Raw genomic sequence first — 17416 nt, 5'->3', positions numbered from 1 at the left:
ACAGCGCCCGGTTGGACCTCTGGAGGAACAGGCCTTGGCCCACGTACGTACGTCCCGACTGCGGCTCGGATCGGCGATCGCCGCCGTCCTGGCCCTGACCGTGGGCACCCCGGCCGTTCCGGCCGTCGCCGCGACACCGGACGGTCACGACGCGGTGGCGGCCGCGACGCAGAACGCGCTGCCCCGCTACCCCGCCGACGCCACGAGGATCGCCGCCGCAGGTCCTGGCGGCTTCCTGACGGCGGGCTCCCCGGAGAAGCCGGAGCTGCGCTGGACGCGGTACGCGGACGGCACCTCGACCGTGCTGTCGACGAGCAGCAACTCGAACGACGGGTCCGCCTCGGACGTCGTCGTGACGGGCGACGCCCCCGCGCCCTTCCAGTACCGGGTCGTGAAGCTGCACGACATGGCCACGGGCGCCGCGCCCGTGACGATCGACCTGAACCAGCTCGGCGCCAACTACGCGTACGTCGAAGCCGTCGGCTCGACGCTCCTCGTCGAGGTGACGAACGCGGACGGGACGCACGAGCTGCACCTCGTGAGCAAGAGCGGCGACACGGTGTCCGACCGCAAGGTCACCGGGATGCCCGACGGTGCCGCCTGGTTCACCGCCACGGGCGGGGTGCCCGGCAGTGCTCTTCTGGCGTACGACCGGGGCGCCCGGGAGATGCCGAAGGGCGGCGGCCGGGCGGTGGTCGACCTGGCGACGGCGACCGTCACCGAGACGTACGAGGGCTCCCAGCCCGGCTATCTCAGCGCCCACCTCGCCTTCTCCGCGACCCACGTGGCCTGGACGGAGTACGTCTCCGGGGTCGGGTTCGAGATCGTGGTGGCCGCGCGGGGTAGCGGAAAGACCGAGCGGATCCTGGTCGGGAAGGTCGAGGAGCTGAGCCTCGGCCTTGCCGGGAGCTGGCTGACGTACGCCGTCCCGACGCGGCTCACCGAGAGCATGGGCAGCGCGCTCACCCCGCTGCGGGCCCGCTCCCTGGAGACCGGGGAGACCGTCACGCTCCTCGACCACATGTCGTCCTCCGTGCCCGGCCCCGACGGCACCCTGCTCGTGCGCGGCGGCACCGTCGAGAAGGGCGAGGGGCTCTACCGCGTCTCGCCCGGCGGGAGCGGCACGCCGCCGGTCGTCGAGCAGGTCGCCACCACCGACGAGCCGACGAAGGTCGCGCTGAACCAGGCCCGCGTGCCCGCCGTCGTGGACTTCGCCGCGAACCGGGGCCGCGTGCAGCTGTCGTGGGAGCTGAGCCGGCGCAACGTGTCGTTCGCCGTCGAGCTGAGGCACACGCGGACGAACCACGTGTGGAGGCAGTACGTTCCGGCCGACCAGACGGTGACCGGCGCCGGTCCCCTCAGTGTCGTGTGGGACGGCTCGTACCACCACGCGCAGGACGACTCCCCGTCCTACACCACCGCCTTCAACGGCGACTACACCTGGCGGATCACCGCGAGCCCGACGAACGGCGTCGGACCGGACCTGGAGGCGACGGGCGCGTTCAAGGTCGCCCGCAAGGCCGCGCCGCACGACTTCAACGACAACGGTTCGCCCGACCTGCTCGCGGTCGACAGCTGGGGTCAGCTGATGACCTACGACAGCCACTACGACGTCCAGGCCGATCGCCTGAGGTGGCCGTACGGCGCGACGCTCGGCAGCGGCTGGAACGTCTACAACCAGCTCGTCGCGCCGGGCGACCTCGGCGGCTCGGCCCGCGCCGACGTGCTGGCCCGGGACAAGAGCGGTGTGCTGTGGTTCTACGCCGGTCGCACCGACGGATTCTCGCCGCGCGTGAAGATCGGCACCGGCTGGCAGATCTACACCAAGGTGGTCGGCGGCGGGGACCTCACCGGGGACGGCCGTACGGACGTGCTCGCCACGGACACGGCGGGCGTGCTGTGGCTCTACCCGGGGACCGGGAACGCCAACGCGCCCTTCTCCGCCCGTAAGAAGGCCGGCACCGGCTGGGGGATCTACAACAAGGTCACCGCCGTCGGCAACATCGCCGGGGGCGCCGCCGGGGACCTCGTCGCCCGCGACAAGGACGGGGTTCTCTGGTCGTACCTGGGGAAGGGCGACGGCACCTTCGCCGCCCGTACGAAGATCGGCGCCGGCTGGAACGGGTTCAGCCACATCGTCGGCATCGGCGACGCGAACAAGGACGGTCGGCCGGATCTGCTCGGGTACACGGCCAAGAACCTGTACGTCTACCCGGGCACCGGCCAGTGGGCAACGCCGTTCGGAGCCCGGTCGGTGCAGGTCAACCCCAACGACGGGGAGCCCGCCGAGTCTCCGTTCTGACGGTTGTGACGGCCCTCGCGTGGGCGGGGGCCGTCTCCGCGTTGAGCTCGCAGGCGTTCGGGAAGGTCTTCTTCCAGTCGAGCGGCTTGCTGTCGAGGGTGCCCTTCGCCGATGCCTCGACCAGGTCGTAGTCCATCGGGCAGTCGGCGGCCGCGACGCCCACCAACTCGTCGAAGTCGTCCCCGGCCTCACGCACGGCGTCGCAGGCGGCTTCCGGGGCCGGGTGGTTGCCGCCGGTGGGGCGACAGCCGAGCCAGGCCTCCTTGGTCGTGCCGGTGGAGCCGGTGACCGTCAGGTGGAGCCGGCGCCAACCGCGACCATATCCCCGATCTCGTGGGGTACGGCCCGGGCGGCTCCCATCTCCACCGGGGGAACGAGGACAACCGGGAGTGGGGCTTCTTCCGTCCTCGTACGCCGATCTCCCTGCCCGGCGACATCGGCACGAGGCACGCGTTCTGACAGGTGTCCTAGCCTGACGGCCATGAACGGCAAGAACTTCGTCCTCTTCGACGTCGACGGCACCCTGATCGACGCCGTCGCCAACCAGCGGCGGGTCTGGCACGACTGGGCCGGGCGGTACGGGCTCGACGGGGACGAGGTGTACGGCGTGGCGCTGCGGACGCGGCCCGTCGAGACGTTCGCGGCCGTCGCTCCGGAGCGCGACCCGGCCGCGTGCCTGGCGCTGCTCCACGAGCTGGAGGACGCGGACGTCCGTACGGGCTCCTACACGGCCTTCGAGGGGGCGGCCGGGCTGCTCGCCGCCCTCTCCCCCGGCTCCTGGGCGCTGGTCACCTCCAACTACGCGCACCGGGTCCGGGGCCGCTTCGAGCGGACCGGGCTGCCGCTGCCGGAGCTGATCGTGGACGCCGTCTCCGTCTCGGAGGGCAAACCCTCCCCGGCGCCGTACCTGCTGGCGGCCGAGCGGCTGGGCGCCGACCCCGCCGACTGCCTGGTGATCGAGGACGCGCCGTCGGGCGTCCGCTCGGGCCTCGCGGCGGGGATGACGGTCTGGACGGTCAACAGCCCCACTCCCCCGGACGGCTCGCACCGGCACTTCCACTCGCTCGCGGAGGCGACTCCGGAGATTCTGACAGCCAACTCTGCTCGGTGTTCTATGACTTGATGACCCGTACCGCTTGGAGGATAGCTCCGCTATCCTGTGGCGCATGCAGGGGGAAGTAGAAAACAGCTCTAATTTAAAGGGCAGCGGGGCCAAGCCGCTGGAGTCGGGCGACCCCCGGCGGATCGGCGCGTTCAGGCTGCTCGGCGTACTGGGCTCCGGGGGCATGGGCCGGGTCTATCTCGGGGCCGTGCCGGGGAAGTTCGCGGCGGTCAAACGGGTGCTGCCCGTTCTCGCCGAGGACGCGGATTTCCTCAGGCACTTCGGGCACGAGCTCGACAACCTCGCCCGGCTGCCGGGCGGGGCCAGCGCGCGGCTGCTGGCGAGCGACCGGACGGCGAAGCCGCCGTGGTTCGCGACCGAGTACATCCCGGGGATCACCCTCAACGAGGCGATGCGGCTGAACGGCGGCCCACTCTCCGGCGCGGCCCTGTGGCGGCTGCTGCGGGGCGCGGCGAGCGGGCTGCGGGCGGTGCACACCGCCGACATGGTGCACCGCGACCTCAAGCCGTCCAACGTGATGCTGACCCGCGGCGGTCTCTCGCTCATCGACTTCGGCGTGGCGCGGGCGGCCGACCAGAGCCGGCTGACCAGGACCGGCATGGTCATCGGAACCCCCGCCTACATGGCGCCCGAACAGGCGGTCGCGGATCCGCGACTGACCGGTGCGGCGGACGTGTTCGCGCTCGGCAGCCTGGTTCTGTACGCGGCGAACGGCCGTCCGCCGTTCGGCGACGGCTCCGGACCTGACCTGCTGTACCGGGTCGTGCACGGCGAGCCCGAGTTCGGGAGGCTCGCCGAGACCGAGCCGGAGCTGGCGGCGCTCGTACGCTCCTGCCTCGCCAAGGATCCCGCGTCCCGGCCGACGGCCGCCGACCTCGTCGGCCTCACGGACGAGCACGTGCCGGAGGACGCCCTGTGGCCCGAGGCGGTCGCCGAGCGGATCACCGAGCGGGCGTCCTTCGCCGCCGAGGCCCCCACGGCCGAACAGCTGGCCGCGCTCGGGGAGACCGAGCGGGCGGCCGAGCAGGGTGAGGACGTCGTGACGACACCGCTCACTCCGCAGAGGCAGAGGCCGAAGGAGCCGACACCTCCACCCGACCCCGCCGTCGCCACCGGAGCCGCCACCTCCGACAAGCGGCCCGAGCGGCGCAACCGCTTCCTCATGCTCGCCGTACCCGTCGTCGTGGCCACCGGCACCACCCTGACCGTGGCCCTCGGCCCCTATGTGATCGGCCCGCGGGGCGACGGGCCCGGCATCTCCGCGGCGCCGCCGTCCACCAGCTCGTCCGCGCCTGCCCCGGCCGACCGCACGCCCTCGCCCGGGGCCCCGTCCTCCCGCCCGCCGGGCTCTCCCTCGACCCCCGGCTCCGTACCGCCGCCCGGCGGCGGCGCGGCAGGTGGTGGCGGCGGTGCGGGCGGTGGTACGGCGGGCGGCGGCGGTGGAGGGGCCACGGCGGGCGGCGGCGGGAGCGCGGGCTCGGGCGGCTCCGGCTCGTCGGACTCCTCCGGCTCGCCCACCTCCTCCGGTGGTTCGAGCGGCTCCGGCGGCTCGGGCGGAGGCTCCGGCAGCCCGGGCGGCTCCGGCGGAGGCTCCGGCGGTTCGACCACGCGTCCCGCTCCTCCCCCGCCCCCGCCGCCCTCGTCGGGCGGCGGCGGTTCGGCGCCCTCGGGGACGTACTCCCTGGAGAACGCCTCCAACGGCCAGTGCCTGGCGGAGCAGGACGCGGGTTTCACCATCCTCGCCAGCACGGCGGAGTGCGGCTCCCCGAGCAGCAACGGCGGCACCATGTCGTACGCCTGGACCTACTCCCCCGGCGCGAACGGCACGTTCCGCCTGGTCAACAGGAAGAGCGGCCGCTGCCTTCAGCCCTCGGGGAACTCCAGCATGACGGTCACCGCCTGCAACGGCTCCAGCCTCCAGTCCTGGAAGATCGGCACGTCGACGTCCTCCGGGCGGACCATCAAGAACATGAACAACGGCGGTTGCATGGTGACGGGCCCCTTCGTGATGACGTACACCTGCGACCCCGGCAACCGCAGCCACCTCTGGCGGAACATCTCACCCGTGTGAGCGGGGGCCGAAGACGGGGACGGTGACGTCCCCCTCCTCCCGGAAGCCGACCTCCAGTTCCATGCCGATGCGGAGGTCGGCTTCCGGCACGTCCACGATCCGCGTCATCATCCGCGGGCCCTCGGCGAGGTCGACGACCGCCGCGACGTACGGGACCCGGTCGCCGAACGGTGGGAGGTCGTTGCGGTGGACGACGGACCAGGTGTAGAGCGTGGCCCGGCCGCTCGCGGACTCCCACGTCACGTCCTCGCTCCAGCAGTGGGGGCAGAACTCGCGGGGGTAGTGGTGCGCCCTGCCGCAGGCGGCGCAGCGGCGCAGGAGCAGGCGGCCTTCGGCGGCGGCCTGCCAGTAGGGGCGGGTGAAGGCGTCGACGTCCGGCAGGTCGTACCGCGCGGCCGTCATCCGAAGAGTCCGGTCGCGTGGTCGAGGGACCAGGTCTGCCAGGACATGGCGAAGAGGGCCACCAGCGAGATCAGCGCCATCATCGCGTTCTGCCCCTGCTCGGCCCAGTCGTGGATCATCAAGACGAGGTAGAGGAGGTTGAGGAGCAGGCCGCCGACGAGCGCGATCGGGGTGAGGAAGCCGGTGATCAGACCGAGGGCGAGGGCGAGTTCGGCGTAGACGACGACGTGCGCCATGAGCTTCGGACGCGGGGCGACGACGGTGTCGAAGCCGCTGCGGACAGCCGCCCACCGGTGTTTCGCCGCGATGTCGGCCGCCCACGCGATGCCCGTGCCCCGCTCGAACCAGCCCTTCCTGTCCTTGTGGCGCCAGCTCTCCAGCCACCACAGGCCGAGGCCGATACGGAGGACGGCGAGCCATTCGGCGCCGGTGAGCCAGATGGTCTTCATCTCTTCCGGTTCCCTCCCTCGGGCACTATCTGACGGTACGTCAGTTCAGCGGACTTCACACCGTCCGCGCAAGACCCGTGCAGGCGTGACCGATTCGCAACCGATTCCCCTCTTGACCGAGACCCAACAAGTGAGCATGTCGTTACGCTGGGCATTCATGTCCCACACCCCCCAAGACCGTCCCGACCACCCTGTCTACGTCGTCGGCGGAGGACCCGGCGGCCTCGCCGTCGCCGCCACCCTGCGCGAGCGGGGCGTACGGGCCGTCGTCCTGGAGAAGACCGACGCCGTCGGCGCCTCCTGGCGCGGGCACTACGACCGGCTGCGGCTGCACACGACCCGTCGCCTCTCCGCGCTTCCCGGGCTGCCGATACCCCGCTCCTTCGGACGCTGGGTCGCCCGCGCCGACATGGTGCGCTACCTGGAGAAGTACGCCGAGGTGCACGAGCTGGAGATCGTGACGGGGGTCGAGGTGTCCCGGATCGAGCGGGCCGAGGACGGCGAGAACTGGGTCCTGCACGCCACGGGCGGGCGCCTGCTCACGGGGCGGGCGGTCGTGGTCGCCACCGGGTACAGCCACACCCCGCGCGTGCCCGAGTGGCCCGGACTCGCCACGTACGGCGGTGAGATCACGCACGCGAGCGCCTACCGCGGCCCGGCCGCGTACCGGGGCCGTGACGTGCTCGTCGTCGGCGCCGGGAACACCGGGGCGGAGATCGCGGCCGACCTCGCCGAGGGCGGCGCCGCCCGGGTACGGCTCGCTGTCCGCACGGTCCCGCACATCGTGCGCCGCTCCACGGTCGGTTGGCCGGCCCAGCGCACCGGCATCCTGGTGCGCCGACTGCCGGTCCGTCTGGTCGACAGGGCGGGTGCGCTGACGGGCCGCCTGTTCGGGCCGGACCTCTCGCGCCAGGGGCTGCCCCGGCCGGACACGGGCCTGTACTCGCGGGTGCGCGAGGGCGCGATCCCGGTGCAGGACATGGGGCTCGTCGACGCGGTGCGCAAGGGCACGGTGGAGATCGTGGGCGCGGTCGAGTCCTTCGACGGGGACAAGGTCGTCCTCGCGGACGGCACGCCCCTCACCCCGGACGCGGTGATCGCCGCGACCGGCTACCGCAGGGGCCTGGAGGGCCTGGTGGGGCACCTGGGCGTGCTCGACGAACGGGGCCTGCCGGTGGTGCGGGGCGCCCGGACGCCCCGGGAGGCGCCGGGTCTGTACTTCACCGGCTTCACGAACCCGATCAGCGGGATGCTGCGGGAGCTGGCGATCGACGCGGAGAAGATCGCGCGGCGGATCGCGAAGAGCGGCAGCCGGGCCGCGACATGACGGTGGCATGACGATGCCCCGCCCCTCGGGAGACGGGGAGCGGGGCATCGGCTGATGGGGGTCGGGATCAGAACGTGGTGATGCCGCTCCAGCCCCAGCCGAGCTTCACGCCCGCCTTGAGACCACCCGCACCATTGCCGTCGTACCGCCACAGGACACCGGAGGTGTCACGGGCGATCACGTCCGGGGAACCGTCGCCGGTGAGGTCACCGGCCCCTGTCAGGGTGAGGTTCTTCCAGCCCCAGCCGATCTGCTCCGGCTCCACCATCCCGGAGGTGAAGCGGAACAGTTCGCCGGTGGTCTTCTTGCCGAGGACGTTCTGGCGGCCGTCGCCACCGCCCCTCAACGCACCGACGCCCGTCAGCTGGTAGCCCTGGTACTCGGAGCCGAAATCAGTGCGTGGCTGGAGTCCGCCCCGGCCGTCGCCGCGGTACTGCCACAGCGCACCGGCGGAGTCGATGGCCATGAGGTCGGGGAAGCCGTCGCCGCTCATGTCGCTGGTGCTGGTCAGACGGAAGTCCTTCCAGCCCGTGCCGATCTTCACCTTGGGCTCGAAGGTGCCGGAGACGTTTCCGTCGAGCCGCCACAGCCCACCGGCGGCGTCCTGGGCGATCACGTCCGGGCGGCCGTCGGGGTTGAGGTCGCCGGCGGCCGTGAAGCGGTAGCCCTTCCAGCCCCAGCCGAGCTTCACTCGGGGCTTGAGACCGCCGGTGCCGTTGCCGTCGTACCGCCACAGGACGCCCGAGCCGTCGACGGCGAGCAGGTCCGGGACGTCGTCGCCGCTGTAGTCGCGCTGGAGCGCACCGGTGGGGGTGGCGCCTCGGGGCGGCGCCCAGCCGATGTCGTCGGCGGTCGCGTCGGCGCCGGTCAGCACCTTGGCCGGCCGGGCCGAGTTGCTGTTGGACTGGGTGACGGTGGCCTGCTGCTTCGTGCCGCCGGAGACGTAGGCGACCTGTTCGCCGTCCGGAGACCACTCCGGGAACATGACGTTCTCGCCCTTGGTGAGCTCGTACTCGACGCCGTGGGTGAGCTCCTTGACGTGCACGTCGTACGAACCATCGTCACCCCGCGCGAAGGCGATGCTCCGCCCGTCCGGCGAGAACGTCGGGTGGAGGCCCTGGGTGACGGGCTTCGGTTCGCCGCCGACGCGCGGGTCCCAGAGGTGGATCGTGCTGCCGCGCAGGAAGGCGATGCGCCCGTCCCAGGCGACGTCCACCTGGGTGTCCCAGGTCTTCTCCGGAGAGGCGAAGACGTAGCCGAGGCCGGTGCCGTCGACGTTGACCCGCATGAGGCGGAGGCTGTCCTGGCCTGCACGGGCCCTGAAGCTCAGGTAGAGCTGCTTGCCGTCCGGGGTCCAGTCGAGCGCGTCAAGCCAGCCGTCGGGGCTGTCGATTTCCATGCGGATGGGCCGGGCGTTCGTGCCGTCGGCGTTCGCGACCCAGATGTCGGGGCGGCTGTCGTGGCTGATGAAGGCGATGCGTAGGCCGTCGGGCGAGAAGGTCACATCGGTGATCATGGCCCCGGACAGGCCCGGGCCGGTGGGGACCAGCTTACGCCGGTCCGTGCCGTCGGCGTTGACCGTGACCAGGGTGCTCGTGTGGTAACCGTCAACGTACTTGTACTCGGTGAAGACCACGCGCTGCTGCGGCACGGCCTCGGCAGCGTGTGCGGGTGCCGCCGTGACCGTGGTGAGCGCGGCGGAGGAGGCGAGGACGGCCAGTGCGGCGACGAGGGCGCGGCGGCGGCCGGGGAGGCGGGCAGTTCGGGTCAAAGTTCCCCCAGGGCAGAGTCTCGGGCGCGGTGGATCACGCGGTCCGGAAGGAGGACACGCCGACCCGTCGAATGGTTGTACGGGGCGATGCACCGTTCCGGACCGTCTCACATCGACGACCCCGCCCCCATTCCTGACTGACCATCAGTTCGCTAATCTGACTGAGCGTCAGCTCTGTACGGACGGGCGGAAGGGTGGACCGGAACCATGCTCGGATCGACTCACGGCACCTTCACCAACGATCTCCGGGCCCGCGTGGTCGCCTGCGGAGAGCCGCCCCTGACCGCCGTGCACGGCACCATCACCGCCCCCGGTGACCGGGACGTCAGCGGACGGCCGCTGCACGCCCCCGTCCCCGACCTCGACCGGTTCTTCCGCCCCCGGTCCGTCGCCATCGTCGGGGCCTCCGACGCCGAGGGACGGCCCAGCACCGGCATCACCCGGCAGCTCATCGCCTGGGCGGAGCGGGTCGGGGCCCGGGTCCACCCCGTCCATCCGACCCGTACGACCGTCTTCGGGCTCGGCTGCTCCCCGTCCGTCGGCGCGCTGGCCGCCACCCTCGCCGAACCCGTCGACCTCGCCGTCCTGCTGGTCGCCGACCCGCTGCCCGTCGTCGAGGAACTCGCCGAGGCGAAGGTGAGGTTCGCCGTCGCCTTCGCCTCCGGTTTCGCCGAGACCGGGCAGGACGGCGCCGAAGCGCAGGAGCGGCTCGCCGCCGCCGTACGGCGCTCCGGAATCCGGCTCCTGGGGCCCAACACCAACCTCAACGCCTTCGAGCGCTTCCGCGAAGACCTCGACGGGCCCGCCATCGCCCTGATCACCCAGTCCGGCCACCAGGGCCGGCCCGTCCACACCCTCCAGGAGCTGGGGGTGCGGCTCTCCCACTGGGCGCCCACCGGCAACGAGGCCGACCTGGAGACCGCCGACTTCCTCTCGTACTTCTCGCAGCTGCCCGAGGTCGGGGCCATCGCCTGTTACGTCGAGGGCCTGAAGGACGGGCGCGCCTTCCTGCTCGCCGCCGACCGGGCCGCTCGGCGCGGGGTGCCCGTCGTCGCGGTGAAGGTCGGCCGGACCGAGACCGGGGCGCGGACGGCCGCCTCGCACACCGGCAAGCTCACCGGCGCCGACCAGGTCGTCGACGCGGCGATGCGGCAGTTCGGGGTCATCCGGGTCGACGGGCTCGACGAGCTCCAGGACACCGCCACCCTGTTGGCCCGGGCCCGCAAGCCGGTAGCCGACGGGGTCGTCGTCTACTCGATCTCGGGCGGCACCGGCGCCCACTTCGCCGACCTCGCCACGGCCGCCGGGCTGACGCTCCCCACCCTCTCCGAGGGCAAGCAGGCGGAACTCCACCAGTGGATACCGCCGTATCTCCACGTCGCCAACCCGGTCGACAACGGCGGGCACCCGGTCGGGGACCGGCGCGGCCGGAAGATCATCGACGCGATCCTCGCCGACTCGTCCGTCGGCGTCCTGATCTGCCCCATCACCGGGCCGTTCCCGCCGATGAGCGACAGGCTCGCACAGGACCTGGTGGACGCGGCGGAGGCCACCGACAAGCTGGTGTGCGTGGTCTGGGGCTCGCCGGTCGGAACCGAGGCGGCCTACCGCGAGACCCTGCTCGGTTCCTCGCGCGTCGCCACCTTCCGTACGTTCTCCAACTGCATCGGGGCCGTGAAGGCCTACCTCGACCACCACCGCTTCACCACCGCCTACCGCTCCCCCTTCGACGAGGCCCCGCGCACCCCCTCCCCGTCCTTCCGCAAGTCGCGGGCCCTGATGCGCCCGGGACGGCAGCTCAGCGAGCACGCGGCGAAGCAGCTGCTGCGGGCGTACGGGATCCGGGTACCGCGCGAGCAGCTGGTCACCAGCGCGGCCGCCGCCGTCCGGGCGGCGGGCCTGGTCGGCTACCCGGTGGTGATGAAGGCGTCCGGCACGCGGCTCGCTCACAAGTCGGAACTGGGCCTGGTCAAGGTCGGGTTGACCTCGGCGAGCCAGGTGCGGGACGCGTACCGCGAACTCACCGACATCGCCCGCTACGAAGGCGTCGACCTCGACGGCGTCCTGGTCTGCCAGATGGTCGGGCGCGGGGTCGAGATGGTGGTGGGCGTGACCCGCGACCCGCTCTTCGGGCCCACGGTCACGGTCGGACTCGGAGGCGTCCTCGTGGAGGTCCTGAACGACACCGCCGTCCGCGTCCCGCCCTTCGGCGAGCCCCAGGCCCGGGACATGCTGGGCGAGCTGCGCGGGCGCGCCCTCCTGGACGGGGTGCGAGGAGCGCCGCCGGCGGACGTGGACGCCCTGGTGGAGGTCGTGCTGCGGGTGCAGCGGATGGCCCTCGAACTCGACGGCGACCTCGCCGAACTGGACATCAACCCGCTGATGGTGCTGCCGCGCGGGCAGGGGGCGGTCGCCCTCGACGCGCTCGCGGTGTGCCGCTAGCGAGCGCGCCTGCGGGGCGTCGCGCACCAGACGCCGCGGGCCCTGCCCTGCGGGCAGACGGCGCCGCTTTCCGGACACGACCTAGGAACCTGGGGAGACCTGTGGACGTGGAGGACGTACTGCACGGCGTCGACAACGGCGTCTCGTGGATCACGCTCAACCGGCCCGAGGCGATGAACGCCGTCACCTGGGACCAGCGCGAGCGGATCATCGCCCTGCTCGGGGAGGCCTCCGCCGACCCGCACGTACGGGCGGTGGTACTGACGGCGACCGGCCGCGGCTTCTGCGCGGGCGCGGACCTGCGCGGGGCGCCTTCGGGTGGACCGCGGGTCCCCGGTGACGTGGCGCGGACGATCCGGCTCGGGGCGCAGCGCCTGATCGGGGCCGTACTGGACTGTGAGAAGCCGGTGATCGCGGCGGTGAACGGGACGGCGGCCGGGATCGGCGCGCATATGGCGTTCGCCTGCGACCTGGTGCTCGCGGCCGAGCCGGCGACGTTCGTCGAGGTCTTCGTCCGACGGGGTCTGGTGCCGGACGGGGGCGGGGCGTACCTCCTGACCCGGCTGGTCGGGCCGCGGCGGGCGAAGGAGCTGATGTTCTTCGGGGACGCGATCGGGGCGGCGGAGGCGCGGGAGATGGGGCTCGTGAACCGCGTGGTCCCGGCGGAGGAGCTGGGGAAGACGGCCCGGGAGTGGGCCGAACGCCTCGCCCAGGGCCCGACCCGGGCCCTCGCTCTGACCAAGCAGCTGGTGAACGCCGCCCTGGAATCCGACCGGTCGACGGCCTTCGCGGCGGAGGCGGCCGCGCAGGAGATCAACATGACGACACGGGACGCGAACGAGGGTGTGGCGAGCTTCGTGGAGCGGCGCTCGCCCCACTACGAAGGTCGATAGCGCGCACACCTGCGACGACGTAGGTTGGCCCCTCAACTTCCTTACCAAGAGGGGTTACATCACATGAGCACTTTCGGAACGGGACCTGTCAGCCGGAGGAGTCTCATACGGCTCGGTGGGGGCGCCGCCGCCGGCCTGGTGGTCGGCGGCCTCACCGCTTCGACGGCGCAGGCGCAGATCGCGGCCGAGGGCGCCACGGCGCTGCCCACCTCGCTCGCCTTCGACCTCGCCGACCCGTCGGACGCCCTGTTCATGCACAAGCAGGCCTGGTGTCCCACCGTGATGCAGTGCGCGGGCTACGACCACCTCAACAAGCACTGGTACGTCGCCCAGGTCATGTACAACCCGGGTGACGGCGTGCCGTACGCGACGCGCAAGCTCGAGGGTGACATCGCCATCACCAAGCTGAGCGCCGACGGCTCGACCAAGCTCGGACGGATGTACCTGCGCGGCTTCGGGCACGGCGCCCAGATCGGCATCGAGACGACGGCGGTGGGCTCGGCCCCGTACATCTGGATCGAGTACGACTCCAAGCCGAACTCGGACGACACGGGCTTCGGCAGCAGGCTGTGCCGGATCAAGTACGTGGGTCCGGCCGCCGACCAGCCGCCGCGCAGCTTCCACTGGGACGTCGCGGCGGACCGTACGGCCATGGACTTCAAGGACCGTACGCCCGACCCGCTCAAGCTGCCGGGCGCCGGCACCACGCTGACCTCGCCGCGGCCGGTCGTCGACATGCAGCACCGCCGCGTGCTCGTGCGCTTCAACCGCAACGGTCAGCTGCAGTGCGCGGTCTGGGACCTGGACACCGCGGCCGCCGCCCCGCTCGGCGCGCCGCTGCACCACTTCGCGGACCTGCCCCGGCCGGTGTACGACGCGCAGGGCTTCTGCCTCTACGGCTCGTACATGTACATGTACGAGGGCGAGGCCTACGCCTCCGGCGGGCCGACCGACACCACGGACGTGGGCACCACCCACATCACCCGCGTCGACCTGAACACCGGGGTCTCGGAGCGCGGCCTCACGCGCGCGCTGAAAAGCCTCGTCTTCCGGGAGCCTGAGGGCATGAACATCATGCTCGTCCCGGACCCGGCCCGTCCCGGCGCCTTCCTGCCCCGGCTGACCTTCGGCTTCGCCTCGGGCGAGTCGGGCGACCGCCGGGTGAACATCGCGTACAAGGACGCCCTGATCTGACCGAGGCCGGCCCCCGCCGGACGGGGGCCGGCCCGAGGGTTCCTATCTGACGACACGTCAGCTTCAATGACGGTGTGATGGGACACGCTGGGATGGCGGCCACCGCCGTCCGATACCTCAGGTCGGCCGGATCGCCCACGGCCGTGCAAGCACCCTCCGGGCCACGGCCGCGGCTGCGGGCGGTACGGGAGGACGAACGGCTGCCCGTCGACCCGGCCGAGTTCCGGCGGGTCCTCGGGCACTTCGCCAGTGGTGTCACCGTCGTGACCGCCCCCGGGGCCGAAGGGCCGGCCGGGTTCGCCTGCCAGTCCTTCGCCTCCCTGTCCCTGGACCCGCCCCTGATCGCCTTCATGGTGGCGCGCACCTCGACGACCTGGCCCCGCATCGCCCGGGCCGGGGTCTTCTGCGTGAACATCCTGGGAGCGGACCAGGGGCAGTTGTGCCTGGGCTTCGCGAAGAGCGGCGCGGACAGGTTCGCGGGGGTGGGGCACGCCCCGGCCCCGGTGACGGGCTCGCCGCGCCTGGAGGGCGTACCCGCCTGGGTCGACTGCACGATCGCCCAGGTGCACACGGGGGGCGACCATCTCATCGTGGTGGGCAGGGTGGAGGCCCTGGGCGCGGAGGAGACAGACGGGCCGCTGCTCTTCCACCGGGGACGGTTCGGCCGGTTCACCGCGTGAGGGCGGTCAGGGCGTGAGGGCGGTCACCGCGTGAGGGCGGTCAGGGCGTGAGCAACGGCTCCGGCACCGCCGGGCGGCGGCGGATCACCAGGGCCATCAGGGCCGCCGCGGCGCACAGCGCGCCCGACGCGTACCAGACCACGTCGTACGAGCCGAAGACGTCCCGCGCCAGGCCGCCCGCGAAGGCGACCACCGCCGCACCCACCTGATGGGAGGCGAGGACCCAGCCGAAGACGATGGCGCTGTCCTCGCCGTAGTGCTCGCGGCACAGGGCGAGCGTCGGCGGGACCGTGGCCACCCAGTCCAGTCCGTAGAAGACGATGAAGAAGACCATCGGCGGGTGGACGGACGGGGCGAGGAGCATCGGCAGGAAGAGCAGCGACACCCCGCGCAGCGCGTAGTACGTGGCCAGCAGCCGCCGCGACTCGAAGCGGTCGGTGAACCAGCCCGAGGCGATCGTGCCGACGACGTCGAAGACCCCGATGACGGCGAGCAGCGAGGCCGCCGCGGTGATCGGCATGCCGTGGTCGTGGGCGGCCGGCACGAAGTGGGTCCTGACCAGGCCGTTGGTCGAGGCGCCGCAGATCGCGAAGGTGCCGGCGAGGAGCCAGAAGGGTCCGGTACGGGCCGCCTTGAGGAGGACGGTCACCGCGCGGCGGGCGGCGCCCTGCACCGGCCCGGGCTTCGGGACGAACTCGGCCGCTCCGTACGGCGCCAGGCCGACGTCCGCCGGGTGGTCGCGCAGCAGCAGCCACACGAAGGGGACGATCACGAGGGCGGAGAGCGCGACGGTCACCGAGGCCGGTCGCCAGCCGTGGTTCTCGACCAGCCAGGAGAGCAGTGGCAGGAAGACGAGCTGGCCGGAGGCGCCGGCCGCCGTCAGGATGCCGGTCACGAGCCCGCGCCGGGCCACGAACCACCGGTTGGTCACGGTGGCCGCGAAGGCCAGTGCCATCGAGCCGCTGCCGAGGCCGACGAGGACTCCCCAGAACAGGACGAGCTGCCAGGCCGCCGTCATCCACACGGTGAGCAGCGAGCCGAGCGCGATCACGCTCAGCGCGACGGCGACGACCCGCCGGATGCCGAACCGGTCCATCAGCGCGGCGGCGAACGGCGCCGTCAGGCCGTACAGCGCGAGGTTCACCGACACGGCGAATCCGACCGTGCCGCGCGACCAGTCGAACTCGGTGTGCAGCGGTTCGATCAGCAGCCCGGGCAGGGAGGCGAAGGCCGCGGCGCCGATGATCGTGACGAAGGTGACGGCCGCGACGAACCAGGCGCGGTGCACTCGGGGCGTACGGGGGAGGACGGGAGGCGTTGCGGCGCTCTCGGTTGTCTGGGTCACGTCACTCAGCATCGCGACCGGCTCCCCTGGCGACCACTGGCCCGGATGACAGCTTTCACAAGAATCGGGCCAAGGAGATCAGCACAGTCGGCAGCACCGCACGCGGCACTACACCCGCGGCAGCGTCCTGATCGGCCTCACCACCAGCAGCGCCACCACCACCAGCACCGCGATCCCGGCCCCCGCCAGCAGAACCGCCTCCGCGCCCACCGCCTCCGCCACCGGCCCCGCGAGCGCGCGGCCCGCCGCCATCATCAGCAGCGATCCGGCCACGTCGTAGGCGTGCATGCGGTTCAGCGCGTCCTGCGGCACATGGGTCTGGACCGACGTCGACCACATCACCAGCCAGAACGCGAACGCCGCCCCGCCCAGGAACTGCCCCACCCCGAGGACCGTCACGGACGCCCCGGAACCGAGCAGCACGAGGTTCACCGGCAGGCCGAGCAGCGCCACCGCCCCCGCCGCCAGCGGGCGGCGCGGGCGCAGCCGCAGGGCGAGGAGCCCGCCGGCCGCGCTGCCCGCGCCGTTGACCGCCATCAGGACGCCGTAAGCCGCCGAGCCGTGCTCACCTGTCACCAGGGTGGCGGTCAGCGGGACCAGCGGCCCCGCGACCGTCAGTCCGTAGACCGTCCAGATCGCGATGACCCCCCACAGCCAGCTCCGGGCCCGGAACTCCCGCCAGCCGACGGCCATTTCGGAGCCGAGCGAGCCGCGTGCCGCCGTGTCTCCCGGGGCGGCGGGGATCCGCGTCAGACCGAGGCAGAGAGCGCTGACGGCGAAGGTCAGGCCGTTGGCGGCGAAGGCCGCCCCGGCGCCGGAGAGCGCGACGAGGAGACCGGCGACGGCCGGACCCGCCATGGTCATCAGGGACTCGACGACCCGCAGGAGGGCGTTGGCGCGCTGCACGTCGGGGGCGATGCGCGGGATGGTGGAGGCGACCCCGGGCTGGAAGAGCGCGGCGCAGACACCGCTGACGGCGGTGAGCGTGTACACCGCCCACAGCGGCGGGCTGCCTGCGGTGAAGGAGACGGCGAGGACGGCCGCTCCCGGCAGCCGCAGCACATCCGCGAGGATCATCATCCGGCGGGCGGTGAAGCGGTCCGCGAGGACGCCGCCGAAGACGACGAAGAGCGCGAAGGGGCCGATCCAGGCGCCGAGGGCGTAGCCGACGGAGGAGCCGGAGTGCCCGGCGCCGAGGAGCCCCGCGGCGAGGGCGACGGGGACCGTGCCCTCGCCGAAGACGGCGGCGGCCCGGGCCAGGAAGAAGAGCCGGAAGTTGCGGTTCCAGAGGGGAGCCGCCCCGGCCGGTACGGCGGCGTCCGCCGCCCCGTCCTGTAGGGGAACGGTGCGCCGGGCCTCAGACTTGTACGGGTAGTGCTCCGATTGCTCGTCCGTCACGGACCCGACTTGTAGCAGC

The 17416-nt window shown here is 72.4% G+C and carries 14 protein-coding genes; 8 read left to right on the top strand and 6 right to left on the bottom strand.

All coding sequences use genetic code 11. The features are described 5' to 3' along the window. Positions 1–34 precede the first annotated feature (34 nt). Complete coding sequence (locus IE136_RS17490) at positions 35–2302, top strand: FG-GAP repeat domain-containing protein (protein ID WP_189600820.1); 2268 nt, start codon at positions 35–37, stop codon at positions 2300–2302. Here IE136_RS17490 and IE136_RS17485 read toward each other — a convergent pair. Continuing rightward, positions 2262–2864 (bottom strand): SSI family serine proteinase inhibitor, encoded by a 603-nt coding sequence (locus IE136_RS17485; protein WP_189600819.1) that lies wholly within the window; start codon positions 2862–2864, stop codon positions 2262–2264. The two genes, IE136_RS17490 and IE136_RS17485, sit on opposite strands and share 41 nt — an antisense overlap. Between IE136_RS17485 and IE136_RS17480 the strand changes: the two genes are divergently transcribed. Further along, a complete protein-coding gene (locus IE136_RS17480) occupies positions 2784–3425 on the top strand; it encodes an HAD family hydrolase (RefSeq protein WP_189600818.1) in 642 nt (213 codons plus the stop codon). The two genes, IE136_RS17485 and IE136_RS17480, sit on opposite strands and share 81 nt — an antisense overlap. A 43-nt stretch (positions 3426–3468) precedes the next feature. Further along, positions 3469–5496 carry a serine/threonine-protein kinase gene (locus IE136_RS36440; RefSeq protein WP_189600817.1) on the top strand — a complete coding sequence of 676 codons (2028 nt, stop codon included), beginning with the start codon at positions 3469–3471 and terminating at the stop codon, positions 5494–5496. Here IE136_RS36440 and IE136_RS17470 read toward each other — a convergent pair. Together IE136_RS17470 and IE136_RS17465 are read right to left on the bottom strand one after the other, a co-directional pair. Then, entirely contained in the window at positions 5485–5898 is a 414-nt protein-coding gene (locus IE136_RS17470) for a Zn-ribbon domain-containing OB-fold protein (protein WP_158989166.1), read from the bottom strand. The genes IE136_RS36440 and IE136_RS17470 overlap by 12 nt on opposite strands. Further along, positions 5895–6347, bottom strand: a complete 453-nt coding sequence (locus IE136_RS17465; RefSeq protein ID WP_158989164.1) for a DoxX family protein — start codon at positions 6345–6347, stop codon at positions 5895–5897. Before IE136_RS17465 ends, IE136_RS17470 begins: the two co-directional genes overlap by 4 nt. 157 nt (positions 6348–6504) lie before the next feature. Between IE136_RS17465 and IE136_RS17460 the strand changes: the two genes are divergently transcribed. Further along, positions 6505–7674, top strand: coding sequence for a flavin-containing monooxygenase (locus tag IE136_RS17460; protein ID WP_268247938.1), 1170 nt, complete (start codon positions 6505–6507; stop codon positions 7672–7674). A 67-nt stretch (positions 7675–7741) separates the two neighbouring features. On the opposite strand, the gene IE136_RS17455 is transcribed toward IE136_RS17460, so the two are convergent. Continuing rightward, positions 7742–9445: a VCBS repeat-containing protein gene (locus IE136_RS17455; RefSeq protein ID WP_189600815.1), complete on the bottom strand. Its 1704-nt coding sequence runs from the start codon at positions 9443–9445 to the stop codon at positions 7742–7744. Between the two features lie 207 nt (positions 9446–9652). On the opposite strand from IE136_RS17455, the gene IE136_RS17450 reads away from it, so the two are divergent. From IE136_RS17450 to IE136_RS17435, 4 genes are all read left to right on the top strand, one after another. Continuing rightward, entirely contained in the window at positions 9653–11887 is a 2235-nt protein-coding gene (locus IE136_RS17450) for an acetate--CoA ligase family protein (protein WP_189600814.1), read from the top strand. 173 nt (positions 11888–12060) lie between these two features. Further along, positions 12061–12780 (top strand): enoyl-CoA hydratase/isomerase family protein, encoded by a 720-nt coding sequence (locus IE136_RS17445; protein ID WP_308432430.1) that lies wholly within the window; start codon positions 12061–12063, stop codon positions 12778–12780. A 63-nt stretch (positions 12781–12843) separates the two neighbouring features. Next, a complete protein-coding gene (locus tag IE136_RS17440) occupies positions 12844–13974 on the top strand; it encodes a hypothetical protein (RefSeq protein WP_158989156.1) in 1131 nt (376 codons plus the stop codon). A gap of 92 nt (positions 13975–14066) precedes the next feature. Further along, positions 14067–14654, top strand: coding sequence for a flavin reductase family protein (locus IE136_RS17435; RefSeq protein WP_189600925.1), 588 nt, complete (start codon positions 14067–14069; stop codon positions 14652–14654). Between the two features lie 40 nt (positions 14655–14694). Here the strand turns inward: IE136_RS17435 and IE136_RS17430 are convergent, their stop codons facing one another. Both IE136_RS17430 and IE136_RS17425 read right to left on the bottom strand, forming a co-directional pair. Continuing rightward, positions 14695–16011 (bottom strand): MFS transporter, encoded by a 1317-nt coding sequence (locus IE136_RS17430; protein ID WP_189600813.1) that lies wholly within the window; start codon positions 16009–16011, stop codon positions 14695–14697. A 96-nt stretch (positions 16012–16107) separates the two neighbouring features. Then, positions 16108–17397, bottom strand: coding sequence for an MFS transporter (locus IE136_RS17425; RefSeq protein WP_189600812.1), 1290 nt, complete (start codon positions 17395–17397; stop codon positions 16108–16110). Between the last annotated feature and the right edge of the window lie 19 nt (positions 17398–17416).

The sequence above is a fragment of the Streptomyces lateritius genome, assembly GCF_014649715.1.
Taxonomy (GTDB): Bacteria; Actinomycetota; Actinomycetes; order Streptomycetales; family Streptomycetaceae; genus Streptomyces; species Streptomyces lateritius.
The sequence above is the reverse complement of the archived record's forward strand: the minus strand, read 5'-3'. Positions and strand labels throughout refer to the sequence as shown.